The sequence below is a fragment of the Streptococcus sp. Marseille-Q5855 genome (assembly GCF_946901985.1).
In the GTDB taxonomy this organism is placed as follows: Bacteria; Bacillota; Bacilli; order Lactobacillales; family Streptococcaceae; genus Streptococcus.
Map to the genome: position 1 here is coordinate 112,758 of NZ_CAMPPR010000003.1, position 16,405 is coordinate 129,162.

General features: G+C 39.3%; 20 protein-coding genes and 1 pseudogene. 4 read left to right on the plus strand and 17 right to left on the minus strand.

What is annotated here, in order from left to right; all coding sequences use genetic code 11:
• Positions 1–215: 215 nt before the first annotated feature.
• The 8 genes from OC529_RS04870 to glmU all read right to left on the minus strand — a co-directional run bounded on the left by OC529_RS04870 (position 216) and on the right by glmU (position 6,411).
• Positions 216–1,979 carry a glycerophosphodiester phosphodiesterase gene (locus OC529_RS04870; protein WP_316043900.1) on the minus strand — a complete coding sequence of 588 codons (1,764 nt, stop codon included), beginning with the start codon at positions 1,977–1,979 and terminating at the stop codon, positions 216–218.
• Between the two features lie 8 nt (positions 1,980–1,987).
• Positions 1,988–2,578, minus strand: a complete 591-nt coding sequence (locus tag OC529_RS04875) for a 3'-5' exonuclease (RefSeq protein ID WP_173262581.1) — start codon at positions 2,576–2,578, stop codon at positions 1,988–1,990.
• A 12-nt stretch (positions 2,579–2,590) separates the two neighbouring features.
• Positions 2,591–2,794 carry a hypothetical protein gene (locus OC529_RS04880; protein ID WP_138704509.1) on the minus strand — a complete coding sequence of 68 codons (204 nt, stop codon included), beginning with the start codon at positions 2,792–2,794 and terminating at the stop codon, positions 2,591–2,593.
• A gap of 79 nt (positions 2,795–2,873) precedes the next feature.
• Entirely contained in the window at positions 2,874–3,365 is a 492-nt protein-coding gene (gene rocS, locus OC529_RS04885; protein WP_023932717.1) for a chromosome segregation protein RocS, read from the minus strand.
• Positions 3,366–3,441: 76 nt separating this feature from the next.
• The gene (locus OC529_RS04890; RefSeq protein WP_262081615.1) at positions 3,442–4,134 is read right to left on the minus strand and encodes a 5'-methylthioadenosine/adenosylhomocysteine nucleosidase; all 693 of its coding nucleotides are present in this window, start codon (positions 4,132–4,134) and stop codon (positions 3,442–3,444) included.
• 16 nt (positions 4,135–4,150) lie between these two features.
• On the minus strand, positions 4,151–4,465 hold the full coding sequence (gene macP / locus OC529_RS04895; protein ID WP_000517865.1) for a cell wall synthase accessory phosphoprotein MacP: 315 nt from the start codon (positions 4,463–4,465) through the stop codon (positions 4,151–4,153).
• Positions 4,466–4,476: 11 nt separating this feature from the next.
• Positions 4,477–5,022 carry an NUDIX hydrolase gene (locus tag OC529_RS04900; protein ID WP_112443629.1) on the minus strand — a complete coding sequence of 182 codons (546 nt, stop codon included), beginning with the start codon at positions 5,020–5,022 and terminating at the stop codon, positions 4,477–4,479.
• Between the two features lie 9 nt (positions 5,023–5,031).
• A complete protein-coding gene (gene glmU / locus OC529_RS04905) occupies positions 5,032–6,411 on the minus strand; it encodes a bifunctional UDP-N-acetylglucosamine diphosphorylase/glucosamine-1-phosphate N-acetyltransferase GlmU (protein WP_262081616.1) in 1,380 nt (459 codons plus the stop codon).
• Between the two features lie 143 nt (positions 6,412–6,554).
• On the opposite strand from glmU, the gene OC529_RS04910 reads away from it, so the two are divergent.
• From OC529_RS04910 to OC529_RS04925, 4 genes are all read left to right on the plus strand, one after another.
• Positions 6,555–7,355, plus strand: a complete 801-nt coding sequence (locus OC529_RS04910; RefSeq protein WP_262081617.1) for a glycoside hydrolase family 25 protein — start codon at positions 6,555–6,557, stop codon at positions 7,353–7,355.
• Positions 7,356–7,450: 95 nt separating this feature from the next.
• Entirely contained in the window at positions 7,451–8,293 is an 843-nt protein-coding gene (locus OC529_RS04915; RefSeq protein ID WP_262081618.1) for a DUF368 domain-containing protein, read from the plus strand.
• Complete coding sequence (locus OC529_RS04920) at positions 8,293–8,775, plus strand: aminoacyl-tRNA deacylase (protein WP_262081619.1); 483 nt, start codon at positions 8,293–8,295, stop codon at positions 8,773–8,775. The genes OC529_RS04915 and OC529_RS04920 overlap by 1 nt, the downstream gene beginning before the upstream one ends.
• Complete coding sequence (locus OC529_RS04925) at positions 8,775–9,395, plus strand: histidine phosphatase family protein (RefSeq protein ID WP_262081620.1); 621 nt, start codon at positions 8,775–8,777, stop codon at positions 9,393–9,395. Before OC529_RS04920 ends, OC529_RS04925 begins: the two co-directional genes overlap by 1 nt.
• Positions 9,396–9,674: 279 nt before the next feature.
• Here OC529_RS04925 and OC529_RS04930 read toward each other — a convergent pair whose 3' ends face one another.
• From OC529_RS04930 to tehB, 9 genes and pseudogenes are all read right to left on the minus strand, one after another.
• On the minus strand, positions 9,675–9,833 hold the full coding sequence (locus tag OC529_RS04930) for a hypothetical protein (protein WP_237701464.1): 159 nt from the start codon (positions 9,831–9,833) through the stop codon (positions 9,675–9,677).
• An 11-nt stretch (positions 9,834–9,844) separates the two neighbouring features.
• A pseudogene (locus OC529_RS04935) lies at positions 9,845–9,940 on the minus strand (IS630 family transposase); the annotation flags it as partial.
• 306 nt (positions 9,941–10,246) lie between these two features.
• Positions 10,247–11,185 carry a peptidylprolyl isomerase PrsA gene (gene prsA, locus OC529_RS04940; protein WP_262081621.1) on the minus strand — a complete coding sequence of 313 codons (939 nt, stop codon included), beginning with the start codon at positions 11,183–11,185 and terminating at the stop codon, positions 10,247–10,249.
• Between the two features lie 66 nt (positions 11,186–11,251).
• Positions 11,252–11,965: an O-methyltransferase gene (locus tag OC529_RS04945; protein ID WP_262081622.1), complete on the minus strand. Its 714-nt coding sequence runs from the start codon at positions 11,963–11,965 to the stop codon at positions 11,252–11,254.
• Between the two features lies 1 nt (position 11,966).
• The gene (gene pepF, locus OC529_RS04950) at positions 11,967–13,769 is read right to left on the minus strand and encodes an oligoendopeptidase F (RefSeq protein ID WP_262081623.1); all 1,803 of its coding nucleotides are present in this window, start codon (positions 13,767–13,769) and stop codon (positions 11,967–11,969) included.
• A gap of 18 nt (positions 13,770–13,787) precedes the next feature.
• Positions 13,788–14,741: a competence protein CoiA gene (locus OC529_RS04955; protein WP_262081624.1), complete on the minus strand. Its 954-nt coding sequence runs from the start codon at positions 14,739–14,741 to the stop codon at positions 13,788–13,790.
• A 79-nt stretch (positions 14,742–14,820) separates the two neighbouring features.
• Positions 14,821–15,198, minus strand: coding sequence for a type II toxin-antitoxin system HicB family antitoxin (locus OC529_RS04960; RefSeq protein WP_050252888.1), 378 nt, complete (start codon positions 15,196–15,198; stop codon positions 14,821–14,823).
• Between the two features lie 27 nt (positions 15,199–15,225).
• Positions 15,226–15,414, minus strand: coding sequence for a type II toxin-antitoxin system HicA family toxin (locus tag OC529_RS04965; RefSeq protein ID WP_262081625.1), 189 nt, complete (start codon positions 15,412–15,414; stop codon positions 15,226–15,228).
• A 118-nt stretch (positions 15,415–15,532) separates the two neighbouring features.
• On the minus strand, positions 15,533–16,393 hold the full coding sequence (gene tehB, locus OC529_RS04970) for an SAM-dependent methyltransferase TehB (RefSeq protein WP_262081626.1): 861 nt from the start codon (positions 16,391–16,393) through the stop codon (positions 15,533–15,535).
• Between the last annotated feature and the right edge of the window lie 12 nt (positions 16,394–16,405).

The following is a 16,405-nucleotide window of genomic DNA, read 5'->3' on the forward strand; positions in this document are numbered from 1 at the left end:
CTTTCTAATGGATATAGAGAATAAAGGAAGCTTTCCAATTTCTAGTACTATTTTAGAAGTTATAGTGTAGCATTCCAACTTCAAAGCACCATAAAGTCGATTGAAATAAGAACAAGACAAACAATTCTCGTAAACGAATTGCAACCACAAAAAAGCAAGCATTCACAAGAATACTTACCTATCATGGAAGGAATAGTTGTTCCTCTTTTTTATTACTAAAATTCAAAGAATTCCAGAGCTTTTTTCAAGAGCAAATCCGTATATTCTGGATCTTCTTGGGCTACTTCTATTTCCCACTGAACCTTTTCCAAATCATCTGTAATCACTCCATCTACTCCTAAGTGAAGAGATTTGTTGATAGCTTCTGAATCATTGACAGTCCAAACATAAAGTTTCTGATCCGTTGTCCATAGTTTGCTTACAAAATATTCATCCAAGGTTGAGTACTCCATGGTATATCCTGTCGCCTTTGTTTTAGGAAAAACAGAATTGTAGGGCATGATGAAATAAACTGGCAGTTCGGCATCATACTGTCTTACTTTTTCAACAACATGGTAGTCTAAAGACTGGATTTGATGTCCATAAATCTTGAGCTTTGCAGCATAACGGGCTAAAAAGCGGTCCATCATGTCTGGACTATCTTTTTTACTGGTTTTGATTTCAATTAGTAATTTTTGACCAAGTTCGTTGGCTCGACTGAGATAATCTTCAAAGCTTGAAATTTTAGTCTGGTAGCCATTTTCAAAAATATCAATCCCTTTAAGCTCCTCCAAGTTTAAGTCTTGAGGACTTTTATTGATACCTGCTAGATTTTTCAAGTTAGCATCATGCATCATGACAAACTGCCCATCTTTTGTTTCCTGCACGTCCGTCTCCACCAAGTCTGGTTTGAGTTGTGCTGTAGTTTCTAAGGACTCTACTGTATTTTGAATCCCATTTGCATTGGAAACCCCTCGGTGAGAAATAAGCTGAGGTAGATGAACCATGGGAGCCTCCAGATAAATATAACCTTCTAGGGCAAAGAAAAGACTGGCACAAGTCATGACTCCCCATCGCATGATGTGATCTTTTTCTCTCCTAGGAAGCATATCCAGCTCCTTTCCTGTCAAAAATGAAACAAATTTAACCAAAAAGTAAGTCAGAGCCATATAATAAAGATTTTTAATCACGACAAAATTCAAAATACCAAGAATCAGAGACTCTCTCTGAGTGATGTCATCTACCAAAGTTTGAGCCAATAACAAAGGAATCAAAGGAAGATAAAATAATAAATTTGCCTTGAGCAAGATATAAAATAAATTCCAAGCATAAAAAGCAACTCTTTTCTTGGTTTTCTCCAAGCTAAACATCACTGCTTCTCGAACAGTCAGCTGATCATATACAATCTTCGGAAGGGCAAACATCAATCTGACAGAGATATAGAGAAAAATAAGAGATAGAAGTAGGATGCTCAGCCACCACATCCAATATTTATCTTCTAAATAATCTTGGATAAACTCTGGAATGACGATTTTATTGAGATAATAAATCTTCAGCATTTTCCGTATAAAAGGAAAAAGCATAGCTATATAGAAAAAGATAAACAAGGCTTTGGCGCAAGTTAGCTTTTTCATAAATCCAAAACTTTCATGGAAAACCTTGCGGATATACTCAATTAGCCTTCGCTTTTCATGATAGAGAAGATGACGAGCACCAATAAAGAGGAGTCCTATTTGAAAATAAGCAACCAGAAGGTTAATGACAATCAAGGCTAAAAAAGCTAGACTAATCAATGGAGAATGAGTGAGGATGGCTAAGACATTGTTATAGGAAATAAAAAGATAACCTGTCTGATCTAATAAGAAGCTAGCTAACCATGAATTGAATGGGACCCACAAATACTCCACTATCATAAAAATCAAGAAAAAGAGAAAGAGGATTTTATCAAGATTGAGGTAAATCTGTTTAAAACCCAATTTTTTAGGTTTTTCAGGTTTCATAGGCACTCCTAGTCAAATAATTGAGACAAATCCAAGCCACCAAAAGGATTGTTTGATAAGCTACTTTCCGTCTCTAACAATTCTCTAGCTTGATCTGATTCTAGGAAGGACTCATACACACGCGCCGTCATCCGAGCATCCTCCAAGCTATTATGGGACTGACCTTGAAATCCAAGAAACGAGGCAACAGTTTGCAATTTGAGATTGGCAATACCATGTAAATCCGAACTGCGACGTTCAAAAGCTTCATCATACAGATCCACCTTGTACTGCTGGCTGTAGTCTAAACCATGCTCTGCTAGAATAGGCAAATCACTTTTAGCAGCATTGTAACCAACCATCGGTAAAGCACCCACAAACTCTTGGAAATCTTTTATGACTTCCTCCACTGGAGGAGCATCTTTTAAGGTCTCAGCTGTAATCCCTGTCAAACCATTGATAAAACTTTTTAAGGGAACACTGGTATGGACATAGGAATCATGGGTATCGATTTCCTGACCATCTCTAAAACGCACTGCCGATACTTGAATCAAGTGTGTTTGTCCTTCGTGCTGATTAAATTCTAAGTCAAAAGCAATGTAATCTTCTAATCGTTCCATTTTCTACCTCTCCTATACTGTTATTTTATACTCTTCGAAAATCTCTTCAAACCGCGTCAGCTTCGCCTTGCCGTAGATATAGTTACTGACTTCGTCAGTTTCATCCGCAACCTCAAAAACATGTTTTGAGCTGACTTCGTCAGTCTTATCTACAACCTCAAAGCAGTGCTTTGAGCAGCCTGCGGCTAGCTTCCTAGTTTGCTCTTTGATTTTCATTGAGTATTACTTGAGCAACTATACTATTTAGAAATAAAAGAAGCCATCAGGTTAGCACTTAACCTAAACAGCTCCTTGATTATCCTCCAAATAAACGAGCAAAAAAGCCTTTCTTAGTTGATTGGACTTCTTCTTTTGCTTGGTCCAGCTCTAGCTTAAGATTTTCTTGATCCTTCATTGCTTGAAGGGTCAATTGTTGCTGCTGATCCAGTTGTTTATCTTTCTCAGCAATCTGACGGTCTTTGATGCGCATCTGCTCATCTTTTTCTGCTAACTGACGATCCTTGGCTTTTAATTGTTCATAGAGACGAAGAATTTCTGCATTCTTCTCATCAACCAGAATCTCCATCAGTTCACGTTGCTTGACATCTTCACTGACAGGCTCATCTTCAAAAATCGTTTTTTTATAGATTTCTTCTAGCTTAATCAAGCCACTTCTGGTAACGACTGTTACCCCTTTGTCATTTTTATCTGTGTCTTCTTCTGGTAATTCTTTGACACGGTTATTGATTGCTTGGCGAGATAATCCTAAGACCTCTGCAATCTCACTGACGGTCATTTCAATACTCATAATATCCTCTGAAACGTTTTCTAGCTTTTCTTTACTTAAATCTTATCATAAGCTAGAAAAACTGTCAAATTTTCGCTTAATTTAAGGCCTTCAAAAAGGCTAATAAGACTTGGGCAGAGCGACGTCCAGCTTCGATAATAAACTCATCAAAAGAGATGTTTGCTTCATGGTTGGCATTGTCACTCATAGCTCGAATGACTAAAACTGGAAGATTAAGGGCATGCGCTGCCTGAGCAATAGCTGCCCCCTCCATCTCAACAGCCAAAACATCTGGAAAATGAGACTTAATCGCTTCTATCTTATCATTTCCTGCGACAAAACTATCTCCTGTAGCAATCAAACCAAGATGCCAGTTTTGATCCAATTGAGATAAACTCTCTTGGATTTTGGCAACAAAAGTTTTATCTGATTCAAAATAAAGCGGTTGTTGCGCCATTTGCCCATAAGCATAGCCAAAAGCTGTAACATCCACGTCATGATAGGCTAACTTGTCAGCAATTACAACATCCCCAACAGCGATACCCTCTGCGACCGCCCCAGCTGATCCTGTATTGATAAGAGCATCCACTTGGAAATGATCAGCCAAAACCGCCACACTCATAGCAGACATGACCTTACCAATACCACTTTCTACAAGAACGACTTCATGCGAGGCAATGGTTCCTGTATGATAGGTATTCCCCAAAACAACTTGCTCCTGGGCATTGTCTAAATGCTGGACCAGATAAGCCAGTTCTTCTGGCATAGCCGCAATAATTCCTATTTTCATTTCAATTCCTTTTCTATTACAACAGTTTCATTGCTAAGACAAGCAAAATCAAGAGAAAGATGACTGCAAATAAAATCTTATTTAACTTAGAATTGAAGACATTTCTCTTGGTATTTTCAATGCGACGGCTTTTATGAATAGACGGTTCGACCTGAATCTTCAAGGTTTCCTGGCTAAAACCATGATCCTTAGGATTGGCATAACCAAAACGGGAAGAAGAGGTTGGTAAAATCTTAGTCTCCTCATTATCATCTAGCAAAGGAGGACCTGAAATTTTTTCGCCTCTATTAGCTCTTTCAATCATTTCATCCGTTAATAAAGGTTTACCCATACTGACCTCCTCTATTTTTTGTGCAATTCCCAATACTGTACAGCCATAATTGTCTTGGCATCACAGATATGATCTGATTGGATCAATTCCTTGGCTTCTTCTAAGCTCACTTCAAGGACTTCTAAGGTTTCATCCTCATCCTGCGGACGCGGATTTTCCACTTTTGTCAAATCGCTTGCTAGGTATAGTTTTAACTTTTCATTACAAAAGCCAATGGCTGAGTAAAAATCGTACAAGAGTTCTAATTTTCCTGTATAAGCTGTTTCTTCCTCTAATTCACGCAGAGCTGCTGCAACAGGGTCTGTATTTTCTCCTACTTCCAATTTTCCGGCTGGAATTTCGTAAGAGACAGCCTCGATGGCCTTGCGGTACTGCTTGACCAAGATGAGTTTTTGCTCATCCGTTACTGCTAAAACACAGACAGCTCCATTGTGGAAAATCAAATCTCGTTGGGCAGTTCCCTTGCCTTCTGGTAATTCAACCTGATCTTGGACCAGTTTAAATATTGGTCCTTGATAGATTTCTTTTCGGCTAAGCGTTTTTTCTTCAAATTCCATGACAGACTCCTACTGATTCTTAGGATGATGAGGAAGGCGAGTTGCATATTCGTCTTTGTTGACCTGACGACCGCGACCAATAGCAATGGCATCCGCTGGCACGTCTTTAGTAATAGTTGAACCAGCTCCAACGAGGGAATTGTCACCAAGTTCTACTGGCGCAATAATGGTTGAATTTGAACCCACAAAGACATTGTTGCCAATAACTGTCTTGTATTTGTTTTTGCCATCATAGTTGACTGTAATAGTTCCTGCACCAAAATTAACGTGGCTACCCACTTCACAGTTTCCGATATAAGTCAAATGACCAGCCTTAGTATTCTCACCGATAGAAGAACCTTTCACCTCAACAAAGTTTCCAATATGAACTTGGGCACCCAGACTTGAACCTGGACGAATGTGGGCGTAAGGTCCGACAGTCACTCCGTCTGCAACACTGCTTTCCTCAATCATAGAGTTAGTAATGACAGCTCCTGCTCCGATAGTGCTATCCACTACATAAGTACCGTTTGTCAAAACAGTCTCAGAACCAATTTTCGTTTGCCCTTTCAAGGTAACATTGGCTTCGAGTTGAACTTCAGGAGCAATCTCAACATCAATATCGATATAAGTTGCTTCTGGATTAACAAAGCTAACGCCATTAACCATGTGCTGATGATTGATGCGACGACGCATAACTGCTTCAGCAGTCGCAAGAGCCACACGGTCGTTTACCCCAAGACTCTCATCAAAATCTTTCAAAGTATAAGCGCCAACTTTTTCACCAGCTTCACGGAAAATGCCAATGACATCTGTAATATAGTATTCACCTTGAGCATTGTTGGTGTTGATATTTTTCAAAGCCTCAAACAAACGCTCGTTGTCAAAAACGTAAGTTCCAGTGTTAATTTCCTTGATTTGCTTTTCAAAATCTGTAGCATCCTTCTGCTCAACAATGCGAAGAACCTCAGCATTGTCATTACGAACAATTCGTCCATAGCCAAAAGGATTATCTGTTTCAGCAGTCAAGATAGTGGCCACATTTTTATGATTGATGTGGAAATCAATCAAGTTTTTCAAGCTTTCACCAGTGATTAAAGGAGTATCTCCTGCGATGACCAAGGTGTGACCTGACAAACCTTCTAAGATAGGCTCTGTCATCATAACCGCATGACCAGTACCCAACTGTTCAGATTGAGTCACAAATTCTGTCTGTCCATCCAAGACCTGCTCAACCAATTCCGCCTTATGTCCGACAACTGTTACTGTCTTTTCAGGTTGGATAGCTCCCACACTACGGAAAACATGTTCCAGCATAGAAATACCCGCAACCTTGTGCAACACTTTTGGCAAATCAGATTTCATGCGAGTCCCTTTACCCGCTGCTAAAATAATGGCAAAATTTGACATAATCTTCTCTTTTCTCTAGAAATTCCCTTTTATTATACCATATTTCAAATCATTCCGCGCCCTTGAATGAAAAAATGCTCCAAAGTCCTTTCCTTAACCCATTTTTTTGATTTTTTTTCATTTTTAGGGTAAAATTATGAGATATGAGAAAACAAATTCATCCACTTATTTTATTTAGTTTTTTTGGGATCATAATTTTCATTTTAATCATCAATCGCCCACTTAATGACAACCAATCCTTTAAAACAAAATCCAACATAGCGCAGATTGAAGCACAGGCTTTGAAACACTTAGACAAACCGATTATTGACCTCTCTGGCTGGCAGCGTCCTGAGGAAATCAACTACGATGCCCTCTCACAAAATATTTCAGGCGCTATTGTTCGTGTTCACAGCGGTGCTCAAACAACAAAAGAAAATGATGCTTCCTTTATCAATGGAATAGACAAGGCCTATAAGAGTCATATCACTGAACTTCAAAAACGGAATGTCCCAGTTGGGGTCTACGCTTATGTAGCTGGAAAAAGTGTCCAAGAAATGGAAAAAGCCGCTGAAGTTTTCTACAATGCTGCCTCTCCTTACAGCCCTAGTTACTATTGGCTAGACGTAGAAGACAAAGCCATGTCCAATATGAACGAGGGTGTTGAAGCCTTTCGAGCAAAACTAGCATCACTAGGTGCTAAAAACATCGGAATCTACGTTGGGGTCTACTTCATGGAAGAACACAGTATTGATACAGGCAAGTTTACCTCTGTTTGGATTCCTTCATACGGTTCAAATACTGGATTTTTCGAAAGCAAACCTAATACGGACTTAGATTACGACATCCACCAGTACACTTCTAAAGGAAAAATTGCTGGCTTTGACCACGATTTGGATATCAACGTCATCTCCCCCTTAAAAAACAAAGAAGAAACCTTTAGAAAACTCTTTTTAAAACCTTAAAAGCATTTGTTTAGCATTTGCTTTTTTCTTTTTGTGTTTGATTGTGATACAATATAGTAAGGATTTTTTGAAATAGAAATAGTTGGAGGAAATATATGCTCTCATGGTTAGCGCGCATTATTAAAGGGATTGTAATTGCTCTTGGATTTATCCTACCGGGAATTTCCGGAGGGGTTCTAGCAGCAATCTTAGGAATTTATGAACGAATGATTAGTTTTCTGGCCCATCCTTTTAAAGACTTTAAAGAAAATGTTTTATACTTTATTCCAGTTGCCATCGGTATGCTTCTGGGAATCGGCTTATTTTCCTACCCGATTGAATACCTGCTTGAAAATTATCAGGTCTTTGTCTTATGGAGCTTTGCGGGTGCCATCATTGGTACTGTTCCTAGCCTCCTCAAAGAATCAACTCGAGAATCTGACCGAGATAAGATTGATTTAGCTTGGTTCTGGACAACCTTTATCATTTCTGGATTAGGACTCTATGCCTTAAATTTTGTTGTTGGAACCTTAAGTGCCAGCTTTCTTAATTTCGTCCTAGCTGGTGCACTGCTGGCTCTTGGCGTATTAGTTCCTGGACTTAGTCCATCAAATCTACTTTTGATTTTGGGTCTCTATGCTCCTATGTTGACTGGTTTTAAAACCTTTGATCTCTTGGGAACCTTCTTCCCGATTGGAATCGGGGCAGGTGCAACTCTCATTATTTTTTCAAAATTGATGGATTATGCCCTAAACAACTACCACTCACGCGTCTATCATTTCATCATCGGTATCGTCCTATCAAGTACTCTTTTGATCTTGATTCCAAATGCAGGAAACGCTGAAAGTATCCAATACACTGGTATTTCTCTTGTTGGGTATGTCATCATCGCCTTCTTCTTTGCACTGGGAATCTGGCTTGGTATTTGGATGAGTCAATTGGAGGATAAATATAAATAATGGCAAAAAAAGTTAAAATCAAAAAAACATTGGTGGAACAAATTCTGTCTAAAGCAGGTATCCCACATCAGGGGATTCAAATCAATGCCCTGGAAGGAGAGCTGCCTCAAGGTTATGAACGAGATCAGATTTTCAAAACCTTGGCGCTTTTGGGAGACAAGACCGGACCGATTATCGGAATTGTCCCTATCACTCAGCACTTGGCTGAAAAGAAACTAGCTAAAATTTCTGGCAATAAAAAAGTGAGCATGATTCCACAAAAGGACTTAGAAAAAACAACTGGTTACATTCATGGAGCCAATAATCCTGTCGGAATTCGTCAGAAACACAATTATCCCATTTTTATCGATAAAATTGCTCTAGGTTTGGATCGAATGATTGTCTCTGCAGGCGAAGTCGGACACAGCATTATCGTCGCGCCACAAGACTTGGCTAGCTTTGTAAAGGCAGACTTTGTAGATATTTTGGAGGACATCAAGTAATGAAACTATACTTTGTCCGCCACGGCCGTACCCTCTGGAACCAAGAAGGTCGTTTTCAAGGTGCTAGTGGAGACTCTCCCCTTCTTCCTGAATCCATTGAAACCCTAAAAAAACTTGGCCAATATCTCAAGGAAATTCCTTTTGATCAGATTTATTCAAGTGATTTACCTCGAGCGGTCAGATCTGCTGAGATTATCCAAAGTCAACTCAAGACGCCCTGTCCTTTAGAAAGTGTTCCTAATATTCGTGAATGGCAACTTGGGAAGTTGGAAGGTTTGAAAATTGCAACCTTGGAAGCTATTTACCCGCAACAAATCAAAGCTTTCCGTACGAATCTTGCTAAATTTGACACTCAAATGTTTGGAGCCGAATCCCTCTATAGCACAACAAAACGGATCATCCAATTTATCAAATCACTCAAAGATAGTCCAGCTGAGCGTATTCTAATTGTCGGCCACGGCGCCAATCTTACTGCCAGTCTTCGTACTCTACTAGGCTATAAAGAACCTCTTCTTCGTAAAGATGGTGGTCTAGCAAATGCCAGCCTGACAATTTTAGAAACCCATGATTTTGAAACATTCACTCTCGATACGTGGAATGATACTTCTTATCAATCATAATTATAGCCTAGCCTTCTGAACTAGAACCATAGGAGATATAGTCAGTTGAAACAAAAATAAGACAAAAGAGCCTCGTAAAAAGGTATTGCAATTTGCCAATACCTTTTTGATATGAACACGTGTCTTCTCAACAGGATTGTAAAGCAAAATGAAATAAGAACTGAATAATGTGATTTGAGAATTTAAATCAATTTATAAGAATTTTTTTAGAAGCAATGATGTACTAGTTCAGATTCACTTTTCTATACTAATACTCTTCGAAAATCTCTTCAAACCGCGTCAACGTCGCCTTGCCGTATATATGTTACTGACTTCGTCAGTTCTATCTGCAACCTCAAAACAGTGTTTTGAGCTGACTTCGTCAGTTCTATCTACAACCTCAAAGCAGTGCTTTGAGCAACTTGCGGCTAGTTTCCTAGTTTGCTCTTTGATTTTCATTGAGTATAAGATGAGTAGGGAGGAAGAGGTAAAAGTTTATGCCCAAACTCTTCACATAAGAACTCTAGCTTACCCATTCTATGGAATCTTGCATTATCCATTAAAACTTCCAGACTCATACTCTTCTAAAATCTATTCAAACCACGTCAGCTTCACATTATATATGTTGGTGACCTCATAAGACTTATCTGCAACCTCAAAGCTGTTCTTTGAGAAACCTACAGCTAGCTTTCTAGTTTAATCTTTGCTTTTCACTGAGTAGCAAGTTAAAAAATGAGGCTGGTCAAAAAGTCTTGAAAATCAAAAAACGCATAATATCAGGTATTGAAAACCTTGTACTATGCGTTTTATTGTGGGAAGATTTACTTCATTTTTCCTGAAGTCGAGTTTTTTCCCTGACTCATTGATTTGGACTATTCTTTTGATGAACTGCTTGAGCTTGAATCTCCGCCACCAATATATTGGGTAAAGATATTTTGGAAGGCTTGGTCCTTAACCTTGATATTAGCTGCTTGTAATTCTTTTCCGATAATGCTTTGAACAAATGTTGAATCATTTTGTTTTTGAGTCAAGATAACAGTTTTTAATTTTTCTTTGTAGTCATCGATATTAGATGATTTTTCTGTTTTCTTAATGAGTTTTACAATGTAATATTGGCTACTGTAGGCTTGTGTGCCAGTTGCTGTAATCACATCAGAAACGCCGTTTACATCTAAAGCAAAAGCAGCTTTTTTAACTTGTTCCGGTACTTCTGTTGAAGCAGAATCAAAGGTGATTTCTCCACCATTCGCTTTAGTTTTCTCATCAGTTGAGTTATCTTTGGCTAATTGGGCAAAGTCAGCACCTTCTGCCTTGGCTTTTTCGAGAACTTCTTTGGCCTTATCTTCATTATCAAGACGGATGATTTGAGCCGTTACATCTGGAGTATAGTCGTCAAAGGCCTTCTTGTAAGCATCATCTGTCAGTTCAGCTTCTGCTGCCTTCTTAACTGCCAACTCAACTAATTTACTTGTACGAATTTGAGCTTTACGTGTTTCAATCGTCATACCTGCTTGTGACAAGACACGTTGGTAGTTTTCGCCATATTGTTTTTCTTCTTCGGCAATAGTATCATCAACCTCTTTATCATCAAGCTCTGAGCCATATTGTTTTTCAAAAACTTTTTGGATGGTCATATTTAACAAGACTTGTTGGGCTGAAGGGTTGCTTTTCACTTGCTCATAAAATTGATGTTCTGTGATGACATCCCCTTTCATGCTGATAAGATCTGCTCCTTCTGACCCTTTCGAACAAGCTGCTAAAGTTGCTACTGATAATAATGTAATGGCACCTGCCAATAGTTTTTTCTTCATGTCTACTCCTTTGAGATAAGTGTTACTCTATCTATTTTACTATATTTTCTTAAATTTTTCTGAAAATCATTCGCTGTCAGGCAATTGAACATCTGCTACATTTTTACGAAGCATGAGAATGCCGTCTCCCAGAGGTACTAATGTTGCGGTGAGTCCTGGATTGTCTAAGGTTGCATCAAATAGTCTTTGAAGTCCTCTGTAAATAGTTCGCTGACCACGACGGACTTCCATAATATCCTTAGCAACATCACCACCTTGGAAAATATCATCCAAGACAACCACACCACCGACTTCCAAATGTTTGAGGATTTCTGGTAGAAAGACGATGTATTTAGATTTGGCAGAGTCCATAAAGACGAAATCATAGGACTCTGTCAAGGTAGATAAGACATCTACCGCATCTCCTTCTAGGAGTGTGATTTGCTTACGACTGTCAAACTGGGCAAAATTTTCCTTGGCAAAACCAATCATCTCTGGATTGCGGTCAATGGTTGTAATCTTGGCATTTGGCGCATGTTCAGCCATCAAAAGGGCTGAAAAACCGATAGCCGTCCCAATTTCCAGAATGTTTTTAGGTTGCATGATTTCCATGAGAAAACGGAAATAAGCAACCGTCTCATGGGGAATAATGGGAATATTTTCCTTGCGGGCAAAGTCTTCCAATTCTTTCAAAGATCCTGTGACTTGCTTTTGACGCTGACGCATCAAGTCCACAATTTCTTCCTTGACAACAGGGCGACGCATGTTATGGTTAGCATTTTTACTATACGATTCAACCATCTTATGCCAATCCCAATTTTTCAACAAGGGCTTCAAACTCATTCAAACGACGTTCAAAGACTGCAAAGGCATCGTTGAGATAGTCTTCCTTCTCCATATCAACACCAGCTTTTCTCATGACATTAAGTGGATAGTCAGACTTACCTGCCTTAAGGTAATCGATATAGCGGTCACGATCTTCTTGACTACCATGGACAATCTTTTCAGCCAAGGCTGAGGCTGCTGCAAAGCCTGTTGAATATTGGTATACATAGTAGTTATAGTAGAAGTGTGGAATACGTGCCCACTCGTATTGGATTTCAGGATTGTCTTCCTTACTCAAACCATAATACTCTTGATTCAAGTCTGCGTAAAGTTTATTTAGGAAATCGCTTGTCAAGACTTCACCATTTTGATCCGCTTGGTGAATTGCGTGTTCAAACTCAGCAAATTGAGTTTGGCGGAAAACTGTCCCACGGAAACCATCTAAGAAATTATTAAGAATAGCAAAGCGTGTTGCGTCGTCTTCCACTTCTTCCAATAATTTCTCCGTCAAAATATTTTCATTGGTCGTTGAGGCAATCTCAGCCAAGAAGATAGAGTAATCTCCGTAAACATAAGGTTGCGTTTCACGAGTATAGCTTGAATGCATACTGTGACCTGTTTCATGAACAAGAGTAAAGAGATTGTCTAGATTGTCCTGCCAGTTAAGAAGCATGAAGGCATTGGTATCGTAAGAGCCACCAGAGTAGGCCCCTGAACGCTTGCCTTGGTTTTCGTAAACATCAATCCAACGCTCGCTGAAGGCACGTTTAACACGGCTCAAGTAATCCTCACCCAAGACTGCCAAGGCATCTTCTGCCTTTTTCAAGGCTTCTTGGTAGGTAAAACTATATTCAACAGATGAAAGTGGTGTGTAGACATCGTACATCTTGAGATCTGAAATTCCCAAGATTTTTGAACGAAGCTCAAGGTAACGATGCAAGAGGGGCAAATGCTTGCGAACTGCTGCTACCAAATTGTCATAAACACTTTCTGGAACAAAATTCGCTGCGAGGGCTGCATGACGAGCACTCTTGTAGTTGCGAACTTTAGCACGGTAATTTTGCACCTTAACATTGGTTTGCAAGGTTTTGGCATAGGTGTGTTGGAATTGTTGATAAGTCGCATAAAGGGCTTGATAGGCACCACGACGCACCTCACGATTTTTAGACTCCATCAAACGTGTATATGTCCCATGAGAGAGCTGAACTTCTTTACCATCATCGTCAAGAACATAAGGGAAAACAATATCCGCATTGTCCAAGATAGCGAAGGTTTCACTTGCCGAACCAAAAATTTCTCCAGCTCCAGCCAATAGTTCTTCTTCACGTTGTGAAAGAACGTGATCCTTGCCTTGTAAAAGCTTGTCAAAATAGTGTTGATAAACCTGCAATTTTGGTTGAGTCTCTAAAAAGTCAGCATACTGCTTCTCACTAATCTCCATAAATTCAGGTTCATAGAATGAAAAGGCTTGGTCTAGTTGGCTGTAAAGAGTCATTGCCTTGGCGTAGTACTCTTGATACTTGGCTTCACGTGTATCCTGGTCATTTTTCATATGAGCATAAACGTAAAGCTTCTCCATCTGGCGCTCCATTTCAAGAGAAAATTCAGTGATTTCGAATAGGCTATCCGCACTATCCAAGAGATGACCTTCATACTGGGCCACTGTCTCCAATTCTTCTGTTAACTCTTTTAAGGCTTCTTCCCAAGCCTGGTCAGTTGGGTAAATCGTTGATAGATCCCATGTATCTTTTTCATTTATTTCATGTCTTTGTAATACCATTAGATTCCTCCATCCTTTCTATTCTACCATATTTTTTAAGAAATATTGCTGATAAAAGGCTGGTGGATAAAGCTTTTGCCAATCATTTTGAGGATTTTTTTGGTAATAGGTTTGAAAATACTGATAATAGCTGGTCAAATCTTGTTCAATTTGGCAAAACTCACCTACTAATAGTCGAATTTGTGGATACCATTCTTTTAGCCCATAAGTCAGGAGATTTTCCCCCTTTTGATAGGCTTCTGCTTGTTCTTTCATCCAAATAGGATTTTGATAATAGAGTTGTTGCCGGATATAACGACAGATGTCCTTATCCTGAGAAACACTAAAACTAGATATTTTTTGTTTCTTATAGGGAAGACGTAATATCTCCAGTAGACTAGCTTGACCATAGGGAAATTCCTTGATTTGATAATGGAGTTTGCCACGGAGATCCTGGTGAATCAGGTATTTGAGTCTTAAAACTTGTTTTTCACTGTCTAATTCCCAAACATAAAAGCCCATGTTTTGACTGAAATAGAGAAACCCTTCTTGCAGACGAGTCAAACGCTCCTTGAGCCAAAGTTTTTCCCCCAGCAGCCACAGTACTTGGTAACCCTGACTACGATAACCCTCACTACGCTCTTTAAGAACTTTTTGAGGCAAGGGACTACATTGAACCTCTAAAGCTAGATTGCCATTTACAAACACATCCGCAATCTGTTTAAGCTCTGGAAGAGGGTATTCTAATTGCACCTCTGCCTCTTTTTTCAACCAGTGATAGAGGACTTCCTTATTTTCCAAGTGTTCTGGGCTTTCATTTTCAAAGGAGTAATCACAGTCTTTTAGGGATTTGTGGGCAAAATGGGTTCGGACACTTGGTCCTTGACGCAAACGGAGCTGACCTCCACAAGCTGGGCAGGTGTATGCCTGCTTCTCAAGCTTATCCTCTAACACATTTACCAATTCTCCCCTAGCATCTCTCGCAACAAACATGATTTCCCTCCTTTTCTATATTATTCGTAAAAAAAGAAAAAAGATCAGGAAATTTCCTAATCTTCATCACTCTATAATTTTAGAGTTGCAAGCGACTTTCAAGAGCTTGTGTCAAAACTTCAGAATAGTTCACTTTCTCACGATCTGCAAGTCTGACTAGCCACTCTGGAACCGTAACATTTTTTCGAATCGCTTTATTATTCTTTACGAAAGGCAAGGGATTGACCTGAATCAAAGTCACAAATCCATCAGGAGCTTTCAACTCAGCAATGTCACTAGGAGTAGGCAGAGCCAGTCCTTCATCAATATAAGAAGCTAAAACACTCTCAAGCATTTCCCGAGCATTTTTCATTGCAAGTTCAATCGTTGCTCCCTCTGTCCCACCTCCAAACTCCGGAAATTCAATCCAGTATCCAGTACCTTCTTTATGAAAAATAGCAGGATAAGATTTTAGCATAATACACCTCCACAATTTCCAAATCAACTATAATCCCAAATCTTTTAATATTTTTCTCTCTAAACCTTTTCCTAGATCCTCATTACCGTGAACTGGAATAGTGACAAGATAGGGAACCCCTTCTTTCTTAAAATGATGATGACTTCCTCTCTTACGAACTTCAATCCATCCATTTGCAAGAGCTAATTTTACCATTTCATTACCTGTGATTGGCATTTATGGTCACCTTTCTATCTAAAATTATACTTATAATGCGTATTTTTGTCAATTCTTCTATCTTATCTATTCGTAAAAAAGAAAAAAGATCAGAAAAATTCCTAATCTTCATGTATGTTTACTTGATTTTCTTAGCTAGCATGGTCGCAAAGCGTAGTTGAATGCGATTGCCATTTTCGTCACGACGGTGCAAATGACCAGGATTTTCATTGTACTTAACCAATTCCCAGTCCTTGTAATAGTCTGCCAATTCCCCTTCTTTAAAGGTAAATGGGAAGTTCACAGAGCAAGGGTAATCTTCCGTATCCATAGCACAAACGATAAGATTATAGCCACCGACCGTGGTATGCTCCTGCATATTTTTGATAATTGCAGGAATGCGGTCCGCTTGCAAAAACATCAAAACAACTGTTGAAACGATAAAATCATATTCTTGCCCAATGCTGGCTGAATTGATATCGTAAAGACCAACAGGCATGTTCAGGCCTTCTTGCTCCACAATGCTTTGCAAGATTTCAAGGGCCAGTTCATTTTGATCCACAGCTGTCACATCAAAACCTTGCTGGGCTAGAAAGAGAGAATTACGACCTTGACCACAGCCCAAATCCAAGGCTTTCCCTGGTTTTACTGTCTGCATAGCCTCTAGGACCTCTGAATGAACCGGATTGGTATTGTATTTCTTAGGAAAATAATCCTCAGGTTTACAATAAAACTCCAAATACCATTCCACATCGTCTGTTACAGCCTCCACTCGGTGCCAAGCTTGTGGTTGTGCCATGGGATTGTCAGCCCCCGCTTCAAAGAGATGCTCAGCTAGAACCTCACCATCCTCTGTCAATTCAATAAACTTGAGAGCTCCTTTTAAAACAGTAATCTTGCCCCAAGTCCCAACCTTGGTATTGTGTTTCTGCTGAACAGCCTCTGGCATGGTTTCTTTATTCCACAAGGGCATACGTTTATAGGCAACTAGTTTTTCCATCTTCATTTCCTC